This window comes from Paenibacillus sp. FSL R7-0297, assembly GCF_038009025.1.
Taxonomy (GTDB): domain Bacteria; phylum Bacillota; class Bacilli; order Paenibacillales; family Paenibacillaceae; genus Paenibacillus_AQ.
This window is the reverse complement of sequence record NZ_JBBPAQ010000001.1, coordinates 6,934,360-6,957,135: the sequence shown is the minus strand read 5'-3', so window position 1 is coordinate 6,957,135 and position 22,776 is coordinate 6,934,360. Positions and strand designations below refer to the sequence as shown.

At 53.0% G+C, this 22,776-nt stretch carries 15 protein-coding genes; 11 read left to right on the top strand and 4 right to left on the bottom strand.

Translation table 11 applies throughout. The features are described from left to right. Nucleotides 1-7 precede the first annotated feature (7 nt). A complete protein-coding gene (locus tag MKZ24_RS30140) occupies nucleotides 8-868 on the bottom strand; it encodes a helix-turn-helix domain-containing protein (RefSeq protein WP_042233652.1) in 861 nt (286 codons plus the stop codon). A gap of 129 nt (nucleotides 869-997) precedes the next feature. On the opposite strand from MKZ24_RS30140, the gene MKZ24_RS30135 reads away from it, so the two are divergent. Further along, the gene (locus tag MKZ24_RS30135) at nucleotides 998-2,707 is read left to right on the top strand and encodes an ABC transporter substrate-binding protein (protein ID WP_340789482.1); all 1,710 of its coding nucleotides are present in this window, start codon (nucleotides 998-1,000) and stop codon (nucleotides 2,705-2,707) included. 59 nt (nucleotides 2,708-2,766) lie between these two features. Here the strand turns inward: MKZ24_RS30135 and MKZ24_RS30130 are convergent, their stop codons facing one another. Continuing rightward, nucleotides 2,767-3,663 carry an AraC family transcriptional regulator gene (locus tag MKZ24_RS30130; protein WP_042233657.1) on the bottom strand — a complete coding sequence of 299 codons (897 nt, stop codon included), beginning with the start codon at nucleotides 3,661-3,663 and terminating at the stop codon, nucleotides 2,767-2,769. A gap of 344 nt (nucleotides 3,664-4,007) precedes the next feature. Here MKZ24_RS30130 and MKZ24_RS30125 point away from each other — a divergent pair, with 344 nt between their 5' ends. From MKZ24_RS30125 to MKZ24_RS30105, 5 genes are all read left to right on the top strand, one after another. Continuing rightward, complete coding sequence (locus MKZ24_RS30125) at nucleotides 4,008-7,391, top strand: tetratricopeptide repeat protein (protein WP_042233659.1); 3,384 nt, start codon at nucleotides 4,008-4,010, stop codon at nucleotides 7,389-7,391. A gap of 37 nt (nucleotides 7,392-7,428) precedes the next feature. Further along, nucleotides 7,429-9,390 (top strand): glycoside hydrolase family 2 protein, encoded by a 1,962-nt coding sequence (locus MKZ24_RS30120; RefSeq protein ID WP_042233661.1) that lies wholly within the window; start codon nucleotides 7,429-7,431, stop codon nucleotides 9,388-9,390. A 16-nt stretch (nucleotides 9,391-9,406) separates the two neighbouring features. Continuing rightward, nucleotides 9,407-11,761 (top strand): beta-galactosidase, encoded by a 2,355-nt coding sequence (locus MKZ24_RS30115; protein ID WP_042233663.1) that lies wholly within the window; start codon nucleotides 9,407-9,409, stop codon nucleotides 11,759-11,761. Nucleotides 11,762-11,782: 21 nt separating this feature from the next. After that, the gene (locus MKZ24_RS30110; protein ID WP_042233665.1) at nucleotides 11,783-13,069 is read left to right on the top strand and encodes a cellulase-like family protein; all 1,287 of its coding nucleotides are present in this window, start codon (nucleotides 11,783-11,785) and stop codon (nucleotides 13,067-13,069) included. Between the two features lie 141 nt (nucleotides 13,070-13,210). Next, entirely contained in the window at nucleotides 13,211-13,606 is a 396-nt protein-coding gene (locus tag MKZ24_RS30105) for a DUF488 domain-containing protein (protein ID WP_042233667.1), read from the top strand. A 98-nt stretch (nucleotides 13,607-13,704) separates the two neighbouring features. Here MKZ24_RS30105 and hmpA read toward each other — a convergent pair whose 3' ends face one another. Then, nucleotides 13,705-14,886 carry an NO-inducible flavohemoprotein gene (hmpA, locus tag MKZ24_RS30100; protein ID WP_042241829.1) on the bottom strand — a complete coding sequence of 394 codons (1,182 nt, stop codon included), beginning with the start codon at nucleotides 14,884-14,886 and terminating at the stop codon, nucleotides 13,705-13,707. Nucleotides 14,887-15,122: 236 nt separating this feature from the next. Between hmpA and MKZ24_RS30095 the strand changes: the two genes are divergently transcribed. Then, the gene (locus tag MKZ24_RS30095; RefSeq protein WP_042233669.1) at nucleotides 15,123-15,659 is read left to right on the top strand and encodes an RrF2 family transcriptional regulator; all 537 of its coding nucleotides are present in this window, start codon (nucleotides 15,123-15,125) and stop codon (nucleotides 15,657-15,659) included. Here the strand turns inward: MKZ24_RS30095 and MKZ24_RS30090 are convergent. Then, complete coding sequence (locus MKZ24_RS30090; protein ID WP_042233672.1) at nucleotides 15,568-15,984, bottom strand: hemerythrin domain-containing protein; 417 nt, start codon at nucleotides 15,982-15,984, stop codon at nucleotides 15,568-15,570. The two genes, MKZ24_RS30095 and MKZ24_RS30090, sit on opposite strands and share 92 nt — an antisense overlap. A gap of 288 nt (nucleotides 15,985-16,272) precedes the next feature. Here MKZ24_RS30090 and MKZ24_RS30085 point away from each other — a divergent pair, with 288 nt between their 5' ends. The 4 genes from MKZ24_RS30085 to narI are packed head-to-tail and all read left to right on the top strand — an operon-like array spanning nucleotide 16,273 to nucleotide 22,750. After that, entirely contained in the window at nucleotides 16,273-19,947 is a 3,675-nt protein-coding gene (locus tag MKZ24_RS30085; protein WP_340789476.1) for a nitrate reductase subunit alpha, read from the top strand. Then, nucleotides 19,937-21,508 (top strand): nitrate reductase subunit beta, encoded by a 1,572-nt coding sequence (gene narH / locus MKZ24_RS30080; protein ID WP_042233677.1) that lies wholly within the window; start codon nucleotides 19,937-19,939, stop codon nucleotides 21,506-21,508. The genes MKZ24_RS30085 and narH overlap by 11 nt, the downstream gene beginning before the upstream one ends. After that, entirely contained in the window at nucleotides 21,501-22,067 is a 567-nt protein-coding gene (narJ, locus tag MKZ24_RS30075; protein ID WP_042233679.1) for a nitrate reductase molybdenum cofactor assembly chaperone, read from the top strand. Before narH ends, narJ begins: the two co-directional genes overlap by 8 nt. Beyond that, entirely contained in the window at nucleotides 22,064-22,750 is a 687-nt protein-coding gene (gene narI, locus MKZ24_RS30070) for a respiratory nitrate reductase subunit gamma (protein WP_042233681.1), read from the top strand. Before narJ ends, narI begins: the two co-directional genes overlap by 4 nt. The last annotated feature ends 26 nt before the right edge of the window (nucleotides 22,751-22,776 follow it).

Here is a 22,776-nt window from a genome sequence, read left to right as displayed (position 1 = left end):
TCAAATATTACTGCTGACTGCGGTAAGCCTTCGGGGACCTGCCATACGTTTTTTTGAAGAGGCGGGTGAAGTAGTTGCTGTCATTAAATCCGCAGCTATAGGAGATTTCGGTTATGGGTTGTCTGGTTTGCTTGAGCAGTGAGCAGGCCTGTTCCAGCCGGAGGCGCTGAATATAAGCAATCGGTGTAGTCTGATAATACGCCTGGAAGATCCGGTTCAAATGCCGGACAGAGATATCTGATTTGGCGGCAATGGTATCAAGGGTCACCGGTTCATGATAGTGATCCTCAATATAGGAGATCGCACTGGCGAGGTGCATCAGGCTGTTGTCCACGCCCTTCTCCTGAGTATCATAATGTCTGGACAGATAGACGACAAGCTCCATGAATCTGGAGGCGAGCATAGTCTGATAGCCGTGGTGCTTCTGCTCATATTCGCTAATCATGCCGGCCACAAGCGATGAGACATACTCCAGGCTGACGATGGGGAGGTTCATTTTGCTTTTATAGGCGTTAATGCTGCGGTAAAAGGGTTCTAAGACAAACAGCGCCTGATAGCCGTTCAGCGTTCTTAAGTCCGGTCCGGCCAGCTTGAGCATATCGGCTTTGTACATAATGTTGCAGATCTTGAAATCATACGGGTCCTTATAGGCATGCGGAGTACCGCCGTTAATGACGAATACATTGCCTTTTTTGATAAAGGCTTCCTCATCATTGACGATATGCGAAGCATGCCCTTTCAGCACAATAACAAGCTCCGAGAAATCCGCATGCATATGCAGATCCATATCTTCCTCATGGCCGCCGTATTGAATAAAGAACGGGAAATGCTCATCGGTCGTGAACCAGTTCAAATATACATTGCTCATAAAGCTCCCACCTCTGAAATACGTGTTTGTCTATATAATGCTAGTCTGCGACTCGAAAATCAAGGTTATCCGCCAACATCGGCGCTAAAATGAGACTGTAAACGCATTCAACAAAAGGGGATGAGAGAGATGAAAGCAATACTTTCAAGAAAACTAGGCACAGCGCTTCTGACAGGCTCACTGCTTATTTCGGCAGGCTGCAGCAGCAATGCGGGCAATAACGCCGGGAATGCTGCGAACGGGAATACCAGCGGAAACGATACAGATCCGGTCACCTTTACTTTTTTTGGTGCCGATGCCAGTCCGAACTGGAACAAGATGCAGGATGATATCGGCAAAGAGATTACCGCCAAGACAGGGGTTACCCTGAATGCGGAATTCGATGTCGGCAGCGGCGGCGGTCAGGACAAAATTTCAATGATGGCAGCCAGCGGGGATTATCCCGAACTCATCTATGCCAAAGGCGAGCTGGGCAAGCTGGTGGATGCGGAAGCCGTCCTTGATCTGACCGACCTGATCGACAAATACGCGCCTAATATCAAAAAAGTCATGGGCGATAATATGAACCGGATGAAATACAGTAACGACAATCAGGCCATTTACTCGATCCCGACCAATGTCGGTGTGGATAACCAGAATTTTGATGCAACCAACGGCTTTCAGATTCAGCACCGCGTATTGAAGGAGCTTGGCTATCCGGAGGTCAGAACGGTGCAGGATTATGAAAAGGTGCTTAAGGAATATGCGGCCAAGCATCCGACCACGGACGGGCAGCCGACGATCCCGATGACGGTGAACGCAGACGGCTGGAAGGTTATGATTACCGTCACCAATCAGGGGGATATCACTACAGGCGGAACCAATGACGGCGAATATTATGTGAATCCGGAAACGTACGAGACGATGCTGCATTATAAGAAACCGGAGGAGAAGGAGTACTTCCGCTGGCTGAACCATATGTATAATGAAGGGCTGCTCGATAAGGACTCTTTTGTCCAGAAGGATGATCAATACAAAGCCAAAATCGCCAGCGGCCGGGTCCTGGGTCTAACCTCTGTAGAATGGGAGTATCAGGATGCGGAGAATGCCCTCAAAGCAGCCGGTAAAGATGAATATACGTATGCGCATTTCCCGGTGACGCTGGGTGAGGAGTATAAGGATCATGCGATGCAGTCGGTCGGAGTGGACGGCTATGGCATCAGCATCACCACTGCCTGCAAGGATCCGGTCCGTGCGATCAAATTCCTGGACTGGCTGTCCTCGGAAGAAGGCCAGGTGCTGAGAAACTGGGGCATAGAAGGCAAACAATACAATACGGACAATGGACAACGTGTCATTCCTGCTGATATTCTCGACCAGAAGGTTAACGATGCTGCGAATTTCACCAAGAATACAGGGATTGGCCTATACTCCATCCTGGGTGTCCGCTACGGTGACGGGGTGAAGGATTCCACGGATAATTACTATACCACGAACTTCCCGGAACAGATCCTGGCCGAATATTCGGATGCAGAGAAGGAGAGCCTGGCCGCTTATAAAGCGACAACCTGGAAGGATCTCTTCCCTGCGGAGGATGAATTCCCGGTCAAGGAGTGGGGTGCGCTGTACAACATGCCGGTGCCAACTGATGGAGACTATCAGGTCATCTATCAAAAAACACAGGATATTGTCCACAAGCGCATACCGGAAGCCATCCTCGCCAGCACAGCCGATTTCGATAAAATCTACGATGATTTCATTGCCGAACTGAACAAAGCCGGTGCTGAGAAGATGGAGAAGGAATATACCGAGCTGGTAAAAGCGAGAGTATCGCTGTTCACCGGGAAGGATGTTGAGTAAACGGAGGGGGAGGAAAGCTCTGCAGAGTGCAGGGCTTTTTTGCATGGTGTTAAGGCGGATCAGCCCTTCGGAATATTGCGGTAACTGGAGGGCGAGAAGCCGGACATTTTCTTGAACAGCCGGGAGAAATAATAGGGATCGTTAATGCCTACGGCCGAGCTGACTTCCTTAATGCTGAGCTCGGTAAGATCGAGCAGATGACCTGCCCGCTGGATCTTGAGCCGCAGGAAATATTCAATCGGAGAGACTCCGGTTTCAGAATTAAACAAATAGATCAGATGCTGTTTCGATACCCCTACATGATTAGCCAGCTCAATGAGTGAAATAGAGCCGTCCATATGTCCATTCATGTATTGAACCGCCTGCTCCAGATAAGTTTCGCGTTTCTTCTCTTGTGCGGATTTCCCGGCGCTCAGGCCAATTCCGGAGAGCAGCTGCCTTACGGTCTGCGCAACATGTATATGTGTAGTCAGGGCATAAGTCCGCTCGGCCAGCATCTCAAAGGCAGGGACGAACCATTCAATTAAACGGGCTTTACCGCTTGGTGATAATGAGAAGGGAGCATTAGATAAACCGAACAGCTGCACCAGTCTATTTGCGTGGCTTCCTTTGAAATGAAACCAGTAGATGCTCCATGGGTTCTCTTGCATTGCTCCATACCTGTGTGCAGTTTCGGGAGGGATAATCATCATATCTCCCTGCTGGAGGTGCATGCGTTCTCCATGATTCAGCTCGATCCAGCCCGCTCCGGCTTCGCAAAAGATAAAGATATGCGACGGGCTGCCTTCCAGGCGTTCCCTGAAATGATACTGGGCGTTAGGGAAATAACCGATGTCCGTAATAAACAAGGAAGCAGTCAGCTCCTCCTGTTCCAGCTCCTTCATCCAGTATTCCGGAAGCACATATAGCTTCTCCTCGACAAACCCTTCAGGCTTGCGAATATGGTCATGACTCATTTCTGCTGCCCCCCTAATAAATACTATATAGATTGAATGAACTAGTGGTTTTATAAATGGGAAAAAGTGACGGAGGAAAAGTTTGGAACTGTAGGAGCGATAGCGACCGCCTTTGTCACCGGATTTCAACCGCGAAAAGCGGCAATAATCAAGAAATCTGGTGACAACAGCGGCCGGAAGTCCAAACATTTTCCGCAGTCGCGACCCTTGCCCATTATAAATAAAGTAGTGTTCAATCTATATAGAATAAGAATATAATCCATCACTTCCCGCATTTCGTCAATTGGAACCTTCCTCGCCAGACGCTAAAGTATAACTATCAAGACTAGGGAGGCAGTTTAAGCATGAAGCAAGAAGCTGTAGGGCATACATTGGAGGCAGCTCCAGCCGGATCTGGCCAAATCCAAGTTAAGGTGTGGGGGACAAGCGTGTTGATTCCTACGTATGAGGCGGGAGAAGCTGACCCCAATCCTATGTTTCTGGAGAAAAGAGTCTATCAGGGAAGCTCCGGCCGCGTGTATCCCCACCCGGTAATCGAGTCCATCTCGGATGTGAAGTCCGATAAAAACTACAAGCTGGTGATCCTGGAGAATGAATATATCCGGATTGAAATCATGCCGGAGATCGGCGGCAGAATCTACCGGGCACTCGACAAGACCAATAATTACGACTTCGTCTACTATAACCGGGTCATCAAGCCGGCACTGGTGGGTCTGGCCGGACCGTGGATTTCCGGGGGGATTGAATTCAACTGGCCGCAGCATCACCGCCCGAATACCTTCGGTCCGGTAGAATACCGGTATGGGCAAACCGAAGATGGAAGCGCTACAGTATGGGTCAGTGAAATTGACCGGATGTACGGCACCAAGGTTACCGCCGCCTTCAAGCTGTATCCGGGCAAAGCTTATCTGGAGATTAATGCTCAAGTTTACAACCGGACATCTGAGCCGCAGACCTTCCTGTGGTGGGCGAATCCGGCGGTGGCGGTCAATGATCATACGCAATCGGTGTTTCCTCCGGATGTAACTGCCGTATTCGACCACGGCAAGCGCGATGTATCCCGTTTCCCGATCGCGACCGGAACCTACTACAAACAGGATTATTCGGAAGGTGTAGATATTTCCCGCTACAAGAATATCCCGGTTCCGACTTCTTATATGGCTTATAAATCCGATTATAACTTCGTCGGCGGCTATGATCACGGCGTAGAAGCTGGGCTGCTGCATGTGGCGAATCATCATGTTTCGCCTGGCAAGAAGCAATGGACCTGGGGCAATGGAGAGTTCGGCCAGGCGTGGGACCGTCAGTTGACCGATGAGGATGGCCCGTACATTGAGCTTATGACTGGCGTATACACGGACAACCAGCCTGACTTTACCTGGCTGCAGCCTTATGAGGAGAAGACCTTCACGCAATATTTCATGCCTTACAAGCAAATTGGGGTCGTGAAAAATGCTTCAATTGAAGCAGCTGTCAATTTGGAAATTGATGTTGAATCCGGTCAGGCCTTGGTTAAGGTGTATGCGACCTCGAAGCTGGAGCAGGCAGTTGTAGAACTGAGCGGGGGAGCCAACTGCTACCTGCGTGAGACGGTAGATGTGTCCCCGGTGGATGTGTATCAGACAGTTATAACACTGGAGAACGGTGAGCAGGAGCATGACTTGAAGCTGTCTGTCCGGAATGCGGAAGGCAGACTGCTTATCGCCTATCAGCCGAAACGTCCTGAGATTGAGCGTATCCCCGATGCTGCCAAGCCGCTCGCGGCGCCGGAAGAGCTGCGTTCAGCAGAGGAGCTGTATCTGGCAGGCCAGCATCTGGAACAATACCGGCACGCTACGTTCGAGCCGGAAGCCTACTATCTGGAAGGCTTAAAGCGGGACAGCGGAGATATCCGGCTGAATGTTGCATATGGAATCCTGCTGATGCGCCGCGGACTTTACAAGGACGGTGAGCAGCATTTCCGCAAAGCGATCGAGCGGTTGACCTGGCGGAACCCTAACCCTTATGACAGCGAGGCTTACTATCAGCTGGGTGTCGCACTTCGCGGCCAGAACCGTCTGGACGAAGCCTATACTGCTTTTCACAAATCAGTCTGGTCGGCAGCCTGGCAGGATGCAGGTTACTTCTCTCTGGCGCAAATTTCCAGTCACAAGGGAGAGTACGCGGAAGCGCTTGACCAGGCGGAACGTTCGCTGATCCGCAATTCACGCAATTACAAAGCCCGTAATCTGAAGGCAGCTATGCTCCGCAAGCTTGGACTATTGGAGCAGGCCAAGGCATTCGCTATGGAAACTATGGGTCTGGATATCGCTGATTTCGGAGCCTATAACGAGCTGGCGCTTGCACTACGTGCACTGGAAGACACTGCTGGTGCTGAAAAGGTTCTGTCCGAACTGCATCTGCTTATGCGCAGTGACGCATACAACTATCTCAATCTGATCTCGGACTATATGGGCTGCGGCCTGCTGCCAGAAGCCATTGAGATTGGCGAAAGAGCTGTTCCTGCCGGAAGCTCCGTGTATCCGGTGCTGCATTACGCTCTTGGAGAGCTGTATGCACGTACAGGTCAGCTTCAGAAGGCGGAAGAGCAGCGCAGTGCCGGCCAGTCTGCTGACCCGGCCTATTGCTTCCCTAATACCTTATTTGAGCTTGCCCTGCTGGAGAGCACTGTCGAGGCCAGTCCGGAAGATGACAAGGCGTATTACTATCTGGGCAACTTCTTTTATGATAAAAAACGTCCGGAGGAGGCCATCGCAAGCTGGGAGCGTTCACGGGAGCTTCGCGGAGATTACGCAACGGTTCACCGTAACCTAGGACTCGCCTATTTCAACAAGCAGGATAACCCGCAGGCGGCCATGGCTTCGCTTAAGCAAGCCTACGCCTGCTCACCGGAAGATGTGCGGATTCTGTTTGAACTGGACCAGCTCCGCAAGAAGCTGGCCTGGACCTCAGCGGAGCGCCTCGCCCTTCTTGAAGCGAAGCGCGGCCAGGTGGAGCGGCGTGATGATCTTTTCGTCGAATATGTTACGCTGCTTAACAATCTTGAACGGTATGACGAAGCTCTCGCAGGCTTAAGCTCACGGAATTTCCACCCTTGGGAAGGAGGGGAAGGCAAAGTAACCGGACAATACCAATTCGCCCATACGGAGCTTGGTAAACAGCATCTGCAGGCTGGACGTTACGAAGAAGCGGTTGTCCGCTTCAAGCAGGCTCTTGTCTATCCGCTGAATCTGGGTGAAGGCAGGCTGGAGGGTGCCCAGGAGAACAATATCTACTATTACCTCGGGCTGGCCTACGAAGCTCTGCAGCAGCAACAAGAAGCCATCGCCAGTTATGCCATAGCTTCACAGGGGCTGGATGAACCGGCAAGCGCGATGTTCTACAACGATCAGCCGCCGGACATGATTTTCTATCAGGGGCTGGCGTGGCTGAAGCTGCATAATGAGAAGGAAGCCAAACGCCGCTTCAATAAACTGATTGATTATGCGGAGAAGCATATATTTGATGAGATCAAGATGGACTACTTTGCGGTGTCGCTGCCGGATTTCCTGGTGTTTGAGGATAACCTGGACCGCCGCAACGTGATTCACTGCCGGTATATGCGCGGACTGGGATTGCTTGGACTCGGACGTACCTCAGAAGCTGCTAAGGAACTGGAAACGGCTCTATCTATGGAGCCTAATCATCAAGGTGCGATGATTCACCGCCGCTTATGTGTACAGAAGTGAAGGGTCAGATCGGGTTAGAATACACAGGTGAAAGGACGTGGGTATCTTGATCAATGAAGGACGTTACACTACCAGACTGGAAGAGGGCTGGAAGTTCCAGCCCGGCCCTGTAATCCGAGGCGAGCAGGAAGGATGGCAGGCTTCAGGCTTGCCGTCCCCGGTTACGGTCTCCGTGCCGCATACATGGAATGTACAGGACGGTCTTGAGGATTACCGCGGGGCAGGCTGGTATGAACAAATGTTAACAGTTCCTGACGAGTGGAAGGATTGCCGGATACGGCTTTCCTTTGAAGGGGCTTACCGCGATACGGATATCTGGGTGAATGGTGTAAAGGCAGGCTGCCACTACAATTCCGGCTATACCCCATTTGAAGCAGATCTGACTCCATATATTCATGCGGGAGGCGGGAACCGGCTTGTGATTCGAGTGGACAACAGCAACAGTGACGTGGCCTTGCCTCAAGGCAACAGCTTTGACTGGGCCGATGACGGCGGGCTGATCCGGCCGGTAACGCTTGTTGTCACAGGATTGGCGTCCATTCAGCAGTTCAAGGTGGAACCGCTGGTCATCTTCGCTGACCAAGGCGGAAATACAGGCGGCAGACTATCCGCCGCTATTAAGCTTTGCGAACCATCCGCTGACGCGCTCAGTGCAGACATTGCCGACTACCGCAATGAAGTGCGGATTTGGCAGGGGACGGAAGAAATCACAGGCGGGGCCTTATCCTGGAGTTTCACAGACATCCTGCTGCCGGAGGTTGATTTGTGGCATTTTGACCATCCGGATTTATATGAGCTTGAGATTGTACTGCGCACCGGGGATCAGGTCCAGGACCGGGTAGTCCGCCCGTTTGGCTTCCGGGAGATTGTTGTTAAGGGACATGAGCTGTGGCTGAACCGCGAACCGGTCCGGCTGATGGGTGTGGAGTGGATGCCTGGCTCGAATCCGGCGACTGGAATGGCCGAGAAGCAGGCAGATCTGATTGCGATGCTTGAGCGGTTGAAGGAAGCGAACTGTGTCATTACACGATTCCACTGGCAGCAGGGAAATGATTTGCTGGACTGGTGTGACCGTAATGGCCTGCTGGTTCAGGAGGAAATTCCGCATTGGCAGCAGCCTTCAGAGCCGGGGAAGGACACCTTCGTGCTTGCCCTGTCTCAAGCCAGGGAGATGATTGATAGTCATGCGCATCATCCCTGTATCTTTGCCTGGGGAATGGGGAATGAGCTGGATGGCCAGTCTGCAGTGACTCTGCGTTATATGGAGCAGCTGAAGGCGGAGCTTCTGCAGCTCGACCCGAGCAGGCTGATTAATTATGTAAGCAACAGTGTTCTCTATCAGCCTGACAGGGATGCGACTGGTGCTGGAGATCTGCTGATGTGGAACGAATACATCGGATCATGGCATGGTGATTTGGATGAGCATAAGGTCATCCGGCAGATTATTGCCGATTACCCTGAGAAGCCTATTGTTGTGGCAGAATATGGGCTTTGTGAGCCGGTGTTTGAAGGCGGGGACGCCAGAAGAGCCCGGTTGCTTATCGAAAAAACAGAAATCTACCGCCAGTATCCCCAGTTCGCAGCGCTGATCTTCTTCAGCCTAAATGATTACCGTACGCAAATGGGCGAAGAGGGTGAAGGGAAGCTGAAGCAGCGGGTTCATGGTTCTGTAGACATTTATAACCGGGTGAAGCCGTCGTTTGCTGTCTTGCGCGAGATTTCTTCCCCCCTCTTGCTGGCAGAAGCCCCTGTATGGCACGAAGGGGGGCTTGAGGTGAGTCTCAAATGCCGGAAGGATATTCCCAGCTATGCCGCGCGGGGTTATTACTTAACGGTGTCCTCAGCAGGCGCGGAAGGAACCAGACTGGTAATTCCAGCTATGCAGCCGGGAGATATCCTGAACTTGAACATCCCTGTGCAACCAGCGCCGGGACAGCAGCAAGTGCTCACCGTGTATCGGCCTAACGGGTACAGTGTAGTTGAACGGGAATTGAACTAAGGAGAGACAGACCTTTATGAAGAACTACCCGATCAAAGTAAACGATGATAAAAAGAATATATTCTCAGGTCACATTAAGCTTGGCGGTGTGAACCCTTCGGGCGAACGGATCAGCTTTACGAACTATTATATGGAGAAGAACGGGGAGCCGTTTTTTGGCGTGTGCGGTGAATTCCATTTCTCCCGTTATGATGAGCTGTACTGGGAAGATGAGATTATTAAGATGAAGATGGGTGGCGTTAACATCGTCACGACTTATATTTTCTGGAATCTGCATGAAGAAATCGAAGGCGTATATGAATGGTCAGGCAATAAAAACTTGCGCCGGTTCATTCAGCTATGTGATAAGCATGAGCTGTATGTCATGATCCGTATCGGCCCTTTCTGTCACGGGGAAATGCGAAGCGGCGGGATGCCGGACTGGCTGTTCGGCCGCCCGTTCGAGGTCCGCTCCAATGATGAGGGGTATCTGGCCTATGTACGGAGGCTATATGCAGAAATCGGTTTGCAGGTTCAGGGCTTGCTGTATAAAGACGGAGGCCCGATTATCGGTACCCAAATCGAGAACGAGCATAACCATTCCTCGGCGCAGTGGGGCCTTACCACCGGCATTAACAATATGTGGCTGAACGGCGGCAGCGGCGGTAATGAGCATATGCTGCTGCTGAGAGACATGGCCATTGAGGCAGGAATAGATACGCCTATCTATACTTGCACTGGCTGGGGCGGCGCTACGACACCAGTACCGGATATGCTCCCGTTATGGGGCGGTTATGCCTACTGGCCATGGATTTACTATGAGACAGACCGCTTCGACGGCATTAAGGAGCATCCGGCAACGCCCGAGTATATTTTCCGCGACAAACATAATAATGACCTTCCGGTGAGCTATAATTTCGAACCGTTCTACCAGCCGGAGGATTATCCGTATGCCTGCTGTGAAATGGGCGGCGGGATGGTCCAGTTCTATAAATACCGGTTCGAGTTTCCGTATAACAGTGTTCCGGCCATGTCTGTCATGAAGACGGCGGAGGGCTGCAATATGCTCGGATACTATATGTATCACGGGGGAAGCAATCCTAAGGGCAAGGTTAACCCCTACACGAATGATCTGGCGACGCCTAAGATCTCCTATGACTTTAACGCGATGATCGGCGAATTCGGGCAGGTGCGTGAATCGTATAAACGGACGAAGCTGCAGCATTATTTGTTCACAGAGTTCCAGCATCAGTTCGCTTTGACCAAGACGATCCTGCCGGGTGACACCTCGGAGAATGATCCGTATGATGTGAGCGAATTACGCTATGCTGTACGTTCGCACGAGGGATCAGGCTTCCTGTTCCTGAATAATTTCCAGGATCATGCGGAGAATCACGATCTGCAGGATATGAACGTCAGCATCGAGCTTCCCGGCGAGACGCTTACGATTCCGGCTCAAGGAGAGCTGACACTGGGCAGCGGGAGCTTTGCGATTCTGCCGTATAACTTCGATCTGGCCGGAATTACGCTGAAATATGCAACCGCGCAGCTGATCACGAAGCTGGACGTAGCGGATGAGGTGTATTACTTCTTCTTTGTGCCGGAAGGCATGAAGGGGAGTTATGCGCTGCACTCAGCCGATGTGGCGGGTATTGAGACCGAAGGCGGTCATACCAGGCAGCTTGAGGATATGACGATCATTGAAGTTGAAGAGCAGACTTCGGGCATCGTGCGCCTCGTCTCCGCAGCAGGCAAGAAAGTTATCATCTACACCATGACGGACGAGCAGAGCCTCGGCTTCTGGAAAACCGAAGTCCGCGGGAAGCAGCGTGTCCTGTTCACAGACGCCAATCTGCTGGTAGCTGGGGATGAAATTAAGCTGGAATCGACAGACAGGGAGGAAGTTACGCTAAGCGTATTCCCTGATTTTGAAGCGGGGTTAGGTTCGGTATCGGGCGGAGAGCTGGCGGCAACTTCCGATGGCGGTTTATTTACAACCTACAAGCTGCTTATCCCCGGGAGAGAGATCGCTTTTACATGGACGAAGGTCAAGGATGAACGGGCGGTTCTTGAATTCGCATCCGGCTCTCTGGACGGTGTGAAAGAAGCCTTGCTGCAAATCGATTATTCCGGTGATATCGGCTACGCCTTCATTGACGGAGATCTCATTAACGATAACTTCTGCAACAACACGACCTGGGAAATCGGACTCAAGCGGTTCGAAGAGCGGCTGTACGACAAGGGGATGTACCTCTATGCATCACCGATCCGCAAAGGGACTGTCGTGAACAGTAATACGACGATGGCAGGCTGGAATGAGACCGCTGCTGAGCTGATTGCCGATATAGCTTCGGTCCGCGCTGTGCCTGTATATGAGATTGTGATCAGATAACATAAGGAGGGAGTAACAACTATGGATTCTGTATTTGAACATTTGCCGCGCAAACTAACCATTACGATGTGGGATTTCTCCTGGTATACGATGACCCTGCCCGGCGAGCCTTACCACGATTTGGCCGCACGCTTCCAGGAAGCAGTGGATAGAGGCTACAATACGGTCCGGATCTGTGCGATGCCGTTCTTATTGTTCACGGCGGAAGGTAAACGGCCGGGCCCGTTACATTTCGGCAGCCTCGGAGAAGTCGGGCAGCGGACCCGCTGGTATAATTGCCGCGGCGGTGCCGAGCTGGACGGGCACGCCCACCTGCTGGAGCTGTTCAGGCAGGCCAAGGCACATGGCGTCTACATCATGCTGTCTTCCTGGGAATACCAGCAGAGTCCGAGCTTCCTGGCGTATCCCGCGCTGCGCGACGAACTGGCCGCTATCGCTCCTAAGGATCGCTTTATGGCAATCGCCAGATCCATGGATCAGCTCATCTTGTTGGTTAAAGAAGAAGGCTTCGCCAGTCAGATCGTCTATGCCGAGCTGCATAACGAGGTGGAATTCGGACAGCTTACCGCTGTCGGCGTGGAGCGGGGGATCGGAGAGACGGATACGCCTAAGCTGGTGGAAGCGATGCAGCCATACATAGAAGAAGCGGTGGATTATCTCCGGGCGCAGCATCCCGACATCCTGATGACGGCCAGCTATACGCTGAATGAAGCCTATCCGAAGGCTTATGTGGCCCGCAATATGCAGGTCGCCCATTATCATCTCTATATTAAAGGCGTATTAAATGAACTCATGGATGCAGCCGGATTAAATGATGAACAAATGTCATTTCCGAATGCCTTTGTCCGGACTTTATTAAGAGAGGATGCTCCACCCTTTGAGAAGTGGACACTGCCGGCAGGGCAGGAATGGCGGATGGAGGGCAATCCGGTCGGGATGAAGCTCATCTACCTGCATGATTGGGCCGATCCGGACCGGTGGGACCTCTATTTATATGACCGTTACGGTGCCCATAAGCTGGCAATGCTGCAAAAAGCGGATATGCGTCTGGAGGAAGCCCATGAGTGGGCCACGCATTCCGGCATACCGGTCGTTATCGGTGAAGGTTATGTCGGTTATACCCCGCTGCATGCAGGCTTCGAGGAAGGACCGGTCGGCAAATTCATTGCCGAGTATTCGCTGCACAAAGGTATGGCGCTGGGCTTCTGGGGAATGACGTTATGCTCCAACTGTGCACCGCATCATCCATTCTGGAACGACATCGCCTGGCAGCAGAAGTGGAACCGGTTCATTCTTGAGGCGGAATAGCTGCAGCGTATGGGCAGCCCTGACTGGTACGGTAACGCATTCTTACGGGCAGCCTGTCACTGGCAGGGCAATTTGCTCCATGGTATATTGAGTGTAATAAACAACGGTCTGTTCCAGTATGAATAACAGGAGGGAGACTAGATGTTAGAGCGTTCCTGCCGGAAGTCAACTGACCTTCCTTACTCTATATATCTGAAGCGCGTTTATGAGCCGGCGGCTCCGGAGGACGGGTACCGGATACTGGTGGACAGGCTATGGCCCAGGGGAATTACGAAACAGCAGGCTGCCATAGACGAGTGGATGAAGGAGCTTGCTCCGAGCCCCGGGCTGCGCCAATGGTTCGGCCATATTCCAGAGCGGTTTGCAGCATTCAGTGACAGCTATATCCGGGAGCTGGAGGAAGATCCGGCGCGCGGGAGACTTGCTGCGGAGATCGCAGAATTAGCGCTGGGGCAGGACGTTACACTGGTATATGCCGCGAAGGACCCTATACACAATCATGCGCAGGTACTATATAAATGGCTTCTTTCCCGATAAAAAGCACACGAACCTCCCCGAATCGTTAATGATTTGGAAGGGGTTCGTGTGCCTTTTTGGTATACCGGGTTCATGGGCTGCGTACTTAGACCCGCAATCTATTTGCTGTTCAATTGAAGGGCCGGTCCGAAGAACTCATAATGAATCTGCTCTTCCTTCATTCCGAGTGCCCGCAGCTCTCCGATCATCGCTTCCATGAAAGGAACAGGGCCGCAAACATACGCATCGCCGGTAATGTCCACATAACTCTTCAGAATCTCGCCTGTAATGATGCCGTCCGGGCCGCCGGAGTAGAAGGTTCTGGTCTGTACATTGCTCATGGCTGCAGCATGTTTCTCAATATCCTTAACGAAAGCGGCGAGCGATTCATTCCGTGCAGAATGCAGGAATACGGTCTTTCGGTCCGGTGTTACGGCCGCAACGGTCTCGAACATGCTCATCATGGGGGTAATGCCTACGCCGCCGGAGATGAAGGCAACAGGTGTGGTTTTGGTAACATCGAGCAGAAATTCGCCTGCCGGAGCGCTGACTTCAACAATGTCTCCTTCATTCACCTGGTTATGGAGATAGACGGAAACCACACCATTCGGATCATTCGTCTCTTCACGTTTCACGGAAATACGGAATCCATCTGCCCGGGGAGCCTGCGACAGGCTGTATTGGCGGATCATGGTGTATTGCTCTCCAGGAATCAGCACACGGATAGAGATGTACTGGCCCGGCTTGTAATCCGGTACGCCTAAGCCGTCCGCCGGCTTCAGATAGAACGATGTAATACTGCCGCTTTCCTGAACTTTACGTTCAACGGTAAAAGGCTTGAAGAAGTTCCAGCCATTATCCTGTTCGCGCGCTTCCTTGTACATGCTGTCTTCGACGCCGATAAAAGCGCCTGCAATAACTCCGTATGCTTCTTCCCAGGCTGTAAGAATCTCATCCGTAGCTGCCTCGCCCAACACTTCCTTGATCGCCTTCAGCAGGAATTCCCCGACAATCGGATAATGCTCCGGCTTGATGCCGAGGCTGACATGCTTGTGTGCAATCTGGACTACCGCCGGCAGAATATTCTCAAGATTATCTATGTGGACTGCCGCTGCGTAGACCGCATTGGCCAGTGCCGCCTGCTGACGGCCTTGCGCCTGGTTGGCATGGTTAAATACATTCAGCAGTTCCGGGTGGGCTTCGAACAGATTCCGGTAAAACACCGTTGTAATAGTGGTGCCGTGTTCCGCCAGGACTGGCGCTGTGGATTTGACAATGTCACGAGTTTGTTGTGATAAAATATCAATCATCCCCTCTCCATATACTACAAAATTAATATATACGCTTTTTAAGATAAAAGATATATTTAAAATACCACTTTAACAAAATGGACAAAAAATATGATATCATCTGTTAATAATATCACTTACATAAGGCCGGATTTGTGTTCTCCTTCTTCGCTTGTTGGCTGTATGTCCGCTAGACAAGCAGAAATCCGTTGACTGCATTGCATTTGTAAACAGAATGGAGAGAAGAGATGAGGCTGACGTTATATACCGACTATTCCTTGCGAATCCTCATGTATCTCGGAGCGAAGCAGCGGGAAGAGCTGACAACTATACAGGATATCTCCAGCGCATATGGCATCTCCAAGAATCATCTGATGAAGGTCTCGCATGAACTCGGTAAGGCGGGCTATATTGAAACGGTCAGAGGGCGCGGGGGAGGGATTAGGCTTGCGCTTGCGCCGGAGAAGATCAATATCGGGGAGGTCGTGCGCCGGATGGAGGATGATTTCTATCTCGTCGAATGCTTCCATCCTTCAGGCGGCAGTTGTCCGATCTCCCCGGTGTGCGGACTCAAAGGCGTGCTGGGCAGAGCCCTGCAAGCTTATCTGCAGGTACTGGGCGAGTATACGCTTGAGGACCTGTTGATGAATAGAGATGATCTGCGTGCCATTCTGCAGGAGAGCAGCAGCCGTGCTACTCCCCGAACAGAAGACGTTCCTCATCCCGGCTATGAACCGCGTTCACTACCAGCAGTGCGTGGAACTGGTGAACCACCTCAGGAGTGAGGCCTTGTTCCGCCAGCATTGCTTTGACATCCTGAACTATAATCCGCAGTAAGTCATGATCACGTGCAAGCCGGAGAACTGCGTCTTGCAGGCCGGGATGCTTCCCGGCCATCTCCTGATAGAATCCGTCTTCCTCCGCATCGGCGTGGCTGATAATCCGCGTCTCCCAGTACTCGATTAAATGCTCAGCGGCCTGGTGCGCCACTTCGAATTCCTTCGCTTCCAGCAGTTCCTCTACTTCCTCCGTCTTGGCTACAGCGCCGGATAGCCCGCCCTGATGTATAGCGTGATGGGCGTGCAATTGGCGCAGTGAGGGTCCTGGCATGTTGCTTCATCCTCCCGTTTTTGTGTCAGTATAACACACAGATTTGTAGTGTAATTCCCGCTAAGGCATTCCCCGGACAAGAAAGAGGGAAGTCCCTAACAGGCCGCTGCCGGATACAATAAACGGCCAGAACACAGCTTTTCTCCTCAGCGGGAAAGGCTTATTTGCATTGGATTCAGATCAAGGGAATTCCCGAGGTTCAATAGGTGTTTCCCTAATGGGAAGCAGGGCCGGGGAGATCCATAATGGACTTAACTGAATAGATTTTGAAGGGAGTGTTCCTGAGCGATGAAGAAGAAATTCGGCCTTAACTTTTTTAAACCGGTGGAGAGCTATTCCGGGAACTGGTCCATTCTTGAAGAGAAAAACAGAGATTGGGAGAATATGTACCGCCAGCGCTGGTCTCACGATAAAGTAGTGCGCACCACTCACGGAGTCAACTGTACAGGCTCCTGCAGCTGGAAGGTGTTCGTGAAGAACGGAATCATCACCTGGGAGAACCAGCAGATTGACTATCCTTCCTGCGGACCGGATATGCCGGAATTTGAGCCGCGCGGCTGTCCCCGCGGAGCTACCTTCTCCTGGTACGAATACAGCCCGCTGCGCGTGAAATACCCGTATATCCGAGGGAAGCTGTGGCGGCTGTGGCAGACGGCGCTGCAGGAGCATGACAATTATGTCGACGCCTGGGCCAGCATTGTTGAAGACCCTGAGAAGGCAAGCCTGTACAAGAAAGCGCGCGGGAAAGGCGGCCACATCCGTGTGGCCTGGGACGACGCGCTGCGGCTGATCTCCGCACAGCTGATCTATACAATCCGTAAATACGGCCCCGACCGGATCGCCGGCTTCACCCCGATTCCGGCTATGTCGATGGTCAGCTACGCCTCGGGGGCGCGGTTCATCTCCCTCCTCGGCGGCCAAATGCTGAGCTTCTATGACTGGTATGCCGATCTTCCTCCGGCTTCGCCGCAGATCTGGGGGGAGCAGACGGATGTGCCGGAATCTTCGGATTGGTACAACGCCGGTTACCTGATGATGTGGGGCTCTAATGTACCGTTAACCCGGACGCCGGATGCACACTTTATGACGGAAGTACGCTATAAGGGAACCAAAGTCGTGTCGGTCGCGCCGGATCTCGCCGAGAACGTCAAATTCGCCGACAACTGGCTGGCTCCGAATCCAGGCTCGGATGCGGCGCTTGCCCAGGCCATGACGCATGTCATCCTGCAGGAGTTCTATCAGGAACGCCAGGAGCCGATGTTCCTGAATTATGCGAAGCAATATACAGATATGCCGTTCCTGATTCTGCTTGACCCTCATGAGGATGCCCTGAAGGGCGGACGCTTCCTGCGGGCGAGTGATCTAGGAGATACCTCCCCGCACTCGGACTGGAAGCCGGTCATCTTCGACGAAGCAGCGGGTGAGATGATGGTTCCGAACGGTACGATGGGGCAGCGCTGGGAGGAGGGCAAGAAATGGAACCTGATTCTTGAGCGGGAGGACGGCAGCAGGGTCGAGCCGGCCCTGACCATTGAGGGTCATGGGGAAGAGTGGACGGAAATCGTGTTCCCGTTCTTCGATAATGCGGGCAACGGCACGTTCAGACGGATGATTCCGGCCCGGACAATACGGCTCGCCGACGGCACAGAACGTTATGCCGCCACAGTCTATGATCTGATGATGAGCCAGTACGGCGTGGCGCGTACAGACAGCCCGCTGAACGCCAAGGGGTATGAGGATGAATCCTCACCGTACACCCCGGCCTGGCAAGAGAAGATTACGACGGTGAAGGCGAGTGTCGTCGTGCAGATCGCCCGCGAATTCGCCCAGAATTCGCTGGATACGGGCGGGCGCTCCATGATCATCATGGGCGCAGGGATCAACCACTGGTTCAACAGTGATACCATCTACCGTTCCATTCTGAATCTGGTGGTGCTGACCGCTTCCCAGGGTGTCAACGGCGGCGGCTGGGCGCATTATGTCGGCCAGGAGAAATGCCGCCCGATTGAAGGCTGGTCAACGGTTGCCTTTGCCAAGGACTGGCAGGGTCCGGCACGCCAGCAGAACGCGACATCCTTCTTCTACTTTGCCACAGAGCAGTGGCGTTATGAGGAGAGCGGCACCGATTCGCTGAAATCACCGACGGGCGGGGAGGTAGCTTACCAGCATCCGGCGGACTACAACGTGCTGGCTGCACGTCTCGGCTGGCTGCCTTCCTTCCCGCAATTTAACAAGAACAGCCTGCTGTTCGCCGAGGAGGCTGCGCAGCAGGGCAAGAAGACGAATGCGGAGATTATCAGCCACACCGTGGAAGAGATCACCTCGCGGAAAACACGGTTTGCCGTGGAAGATCCCGGCGCACCGGAGAACTTCCCCCGCTCCCTGTTCATCTGGCGCTCGAACCTGATCTCCAGCTCCGCCAAGGGGCAGGAATACTTCATGAAGCATCTGCTCGGAGCCTCCGACGGGCTGCTGGCCGAGCCGAACGAGGAACAGAAGCCGGAGGAGATCGTCTGGCGGGAGGATGTGGAAGGCAAGCTTGATCTGATGGTGGCTCTGGATTTCCGGATGACGACTACGCCGCTGTATGCGGATGTTGTCCTGCCGGCTGCAACCTGGTATGAGAAGACCGATTTGTCGTCCACCGACATGCATCCGTTTGTGCATCCGTTCAATCCGGCCGTGAATCCGCTATGGGAATCCCGTTCCGACTGGGATATCTACCGCCAATTGTCAGAGGTATTCTCCGAGATGGCGAAGTCGCAGCTGCCCGGCGTCTATAAGGATGTTGTGATGTCACCGCTGGGCCATGACTCCATCAGCGAGATTTCGCAGCCGATGGGTCTGGTCAAAGACTGGGCCAAGGGCGAAATCCCGGCCATCCCGGGCCAGACCATGCCGAACTTCACGATTGTGGAGCGGGATTACACCCAGATTCATGACAAATACACCTCACTCGGACCGAATCTGGCAACCGGCAAAGCAGGCGCGCATGGCATCAGCTTCTCTGTTGCTGAAGAATACGAGGAGCTCAAGAAGATCAGCGGCGTGCATTACGATGAATCGATTAAGAACGGACTGCCGAAGCTGCTAACCGCCCGTCAGGCCGCAGATACCATTCTTCATCTGTCTTCAGCCACCAACGGCCGCGTATCCCAGAAGGCTTATGCTGCAGCGGAGAAGGATTCAGGTGTAGAGCTGAGGGATATCTCGGCAGACCGGGCAGCCGAGAAAATTACGTTCCAGAGCATTACCGCACAGCCGCGCGAAGTTATTCCGACCCCGGTATTCAGCGGCTCGAACAAGCAGGGACGGCGCTATTCCCCGTTCACCACGAATATTGAACGTCTCGTTCCGTTCCGGACCCTGACGGGAAGACAGCATTTCTACATTGACCATGAAATCTTCCAGCAGTTCGGCGAAGCGCTGCCGGTCTACAAGCCGACGCTGCCTCCGATGGTGTTCGGGCCGCGCGACAAAGAAGTGAAGGGCGGGCAGGATGCCCTGGTTCTGAGATATCTGACACCGCACGGGAAATGGAATATCCACTCGACCTATCAGGATAACCAGCATATGCTGACGTTGTTCCGGGGCGGTCCAACGGTGTGGATCAATAATGAGGATGCCGCGGCCCATCAGATTGCCGATAATGACTGGCTCGAGGTCTATAACCGCAACGGTGTCGTAACGGCACGTGCGGTAGTCAGCCACCGGATGCCGAGAGGCACCATGTTCATGTACCATGCCCAGGACAAGCACATTCAGGTGCCGGGTTCTGAAATTACGGATACGCGCGGAGGAAGCCACAATGCGCCTACCCGGATTCATCTGAAGCCTACCCAGATGGTCGGCGGATATGCACAGCTCAGCTACGGCTTCAACTACTATGGTCCGATCGGCAACCAGCGTGATGTCTACGTAGCCGTCCGCAAAATGAAGGAGGTCAACTGGCTTGAAAATTAAAGCGCAAGTCGCAATGGTAATGAATCTGGATAAATGCATCGGCTGCCACACCTGCAGCGTGACCTGCAAGACGACCTGGACGAACCGCAAGGGTGCGGAATATATGTGGTTCAATAACGTGGAAACGAAGCCCGGTATCGGTTATCCGAAACGCTGGGAGGACCAGGAGCTCTACAAGGGCGGCTGGCAGCTGCGCAAGGGGAAGCTGGAGCTGAAATCCGGCAATAAGCTGTCGAAGATCGCGCTCGGCAAAATCTTCTACAACCCCGACATGCCGGAGATGAAGGATTATTATGAGCCGTGGACGTACAACTACGAGCATCTGACGAATGCTGGAGAACAAAAGCATTCCCCGGTGGCGCGGGCCCATTCCGCTGTAACCGGTGAGAAGATGGATCTGGAATGGGGACCGAACTGGGAGGATGATCTGGCGGGAGCCCATGTAACCGGCCCGCTGGACCCGAATATCCAGAAGATCGAAGAAGAAATCAAGTTCAACTTCGAGAAATCGTTCATGATCTATCTGCCGCGCCTCTGTGAGCACTGCCTGAATCCAAGCTGTGTCGCCTCCTGTCCTTCCGGTGCGATGTACAAGCGGGATGAGGACGGCATTGTCCTCGTGGATCAGGAAGCCTGCCGCGGCTGGAGATACTGCATGACCGGCTGTCCGTACAAAAAAGTATATTTCAACTGGCAGACCAACAAAGCAGAGAAGTGCACCTTCTGCTTCCCGCGCGTGGAAGCCGGGCTGCCTACAGTATGCTCCGAGACCTGTACAGGCCGGATCCGCTATCTCGGGGTGCTGCTGTATGACGCCGACAAGGTTCTTGAGGCGGCATCCACGCCGGACGAGAAGGATTTATACAAGGCGCAATGTGATCTGTTCTTGAACCCGCATGATCCGGAGATTATGGCGCAGGCGAGAAAAGACGGCATCTCCGAGGACTGGCTGGAAGCCGCCCAGAACTCGCCGGTCTATAAGCTGGCGATTGAGCACAAGCTGGCCTTCCCGCTTCACCCGGAATACCGCACACTGCCTATGGTGTGGTATGTACCGCCGCTTAGCCCGATTATGAATTATTTCGAAGGCAAGGATTCGCTGAAGAATCCCGATATGATCTTCCCGGCCATCGAAGAGATGCGCACGCCGATCCAGTATCTGGCGAACATGCTGACGGCCGGCGACACGGAGACGGTCAAAGAAGCCCTGCAGCGGATGGCGATGATGCGCTCCTATATGCGCGCCCAGTCCACCGGCCGGGAATTCGATCTTACCCGTCTGGACCGTGTCGGCATGACCGCACAGCAGACAGAGGAAATGTACCGGCTGCTTGCGATTGCTAAATATGAGGACCGGTTCGTCATCCCGACCTCCCACAAGGAGCAGCACATGAATCCTTACCGTGCCCAGGGTTCGGCCGGTTACGGCAGCGGGATGGGGGACATGGGCTCCGGCTCCGGCTGTGACGGCTGCGGACCGGCCAGCCCTTCCGGCGACACCATGAAGACCGGCAAGGAAATGTATGAAGAGAATTTCTACGGGGGGATTTGGCGTGATTGATCTGATCAAACTGCATGATTACAAGGAATCCTTCGGTTATTTCGCCCTGCAGCTGATGTATCCGGAGAAGCTGGACTTTCATCCGGCTTTTCTGGAAGAGGCGTTTGACAGCACTCATCCGGGTTATGCCCACGTGCATGCCTATTGGAAGCAAATGCAGAGCTTCAGCCTGGATGAGATCCAGGAGAGCTATGCGGCCACCTTTGATTTTCAGAAGGACTGCGCGCTGTATATGACCTATTTCAAATTCGAGGACGCCAAGGAACGGGGGCAGATGCTCGCCAAGCTGAAGCTTCTGTATGAAATGTTCGGCCTTGTCATGCCGGAGAGTGAGCTGCCTGATTATTTACCGCTGATGTGTGAATTTATATATGCCGCCCAGTGGCTGGAGGTTCCGGGAGCGCCGGAGAATTTCCGGATGCTGATGGCGATTCTTGAGGATGGCACCTACCATTTGCTCAAGGCGCTGGAGCGGAATGAAAGTCCCTATTACCACCTGGTTAAGGGATTGCGCGAAACCTTCAAAGCTTGTGTTGAACAGGAGGCCCTGAGTCAATGAATATGGCAGGTCAGTTTTTATGGGTCATTTTCCCCTATATGTGTCTGGTGGTCTTTATCGGCGGGCATATCTTCCGTTACCGTAAGGACCAATTCAACTGGACAGCCAAATCGAGTGAATTTATTGAAAAGAAACAGCTGAAATTCGGCAGCATTCTGTTCCATCTGGGTATTATGCCGGTTATTCTAGGTCATATCGGCGGGCTCGCTGTCCCGAAATCATGGCTGGAGGCCGTCGGCGTGAGTGATCATCTCTACCACATCGGCGCGGTATATATCGGGGGAATCTTCGGCGCAGCTACCCTGCTCGGGATGCTGATACTGACCTCGCGGCGCTTTACGCTGAAGAATGTCCGCCGGCTCAGCAGCGCATCGGACCTGATTGTCAACTCCCTCCTCCTGTTCATCGTGTTCATGGGGATGTACTCCACGATTGTAACGAATGCCGTACAGCCTGAGTTTGATTACCGTGATACGATTTCTGTCTGGTTCCGCGGTTTATTCATGTTCCGTCCGGACCCGTCGCTGATGGCTGATGTGCCGTTTTCCTTCAAGCTTCACATTCTGTCAGGGTTTGCGATCTTTGCCTTTTGGCCGTTCACCCGGCTCGTCCATGTATGGAGTGTTCCGTTGAATTATGTAGGCAGAAGTTATATCCTATACAGAAGAAATAAATCGAATTAACGGAAAGAGCCGGGTGAATTTCTTTC

Coding starts and splice junctions, on each gene's coding strand:
- MKZ24_RS30140 (WP_042233652.1), bottom strand. CDS start 868: ATGAGCAATGTATATTTGAACTGGTTCACGACCGATGAGCATTTCCCG.
- MKZ24_RS30135 (WP_340789482.1), top strand. CDS start 998: ATGAAAGCAATACTTTCAAGAAAACTAGGCACAGCGCTTCTGACAGGC.
- MKZ24_RS30130 (WP_042233657.1), bottom strand. CDS start 3,663: ATGAGTCATGACCATATTCGCAAGCCTGAAGGGTTTGTCGAGGAGAAG.
- MKZ24_RS30125 (WP_042233659.1), top strand. CDS start 4,008: ATGAAGCAAGAAGCTGTAGGGCATACATTGGAGGCAGCTCCAGCCGGA.
- MKZ24_RS30115 (WP_042233663.1), top strand. CDS start 9,407: ATGAAGAACTACCCGATCAAAGTAAACGATGATAAAAAGAATATATTC.
- MKZ24_RS30110 (WP_042233665.1), top strand. CDS start 11,783: ATGGATTCTGTATTTGAACATTTGCCGCGCAAACTAACCATTACGATG.
- MKZ24_RS30105 (WP_042233667.1), top strand. CDS start 13,211: ATGTTAGAGCGTTCCTGCCGGAAGTCAACTGACCTTCCTTACTCTATA.
- MKZ24_RS30095 (WP_042233669.1), top strand. CDS start 15,123: ATGAGGCTGACGTTATATACCGACTATTCCTTGCGAATCCTCATGTAT.
- MKZ24_RS30090 (WP_042233672.1), bottom strand. CDS start 15,984: ATGCCAGGACCCTCACTGCGCCAATTGCACGCCCATCACGCTATACAT.
- MKZ24_RS30085 (WP_340789476.1), top strand. CDS start 16,273: ATGAAGAAGAAATTCGGCCTTAACTTTTTTAAACCGGTGGAGAGCTAT.
- narI (WP_042233681.1), top strand. CDS start 22,064: ATGAATATGGCAGGTCAGTTTTTATGGGTCATTTTCCCCTATATGTGT.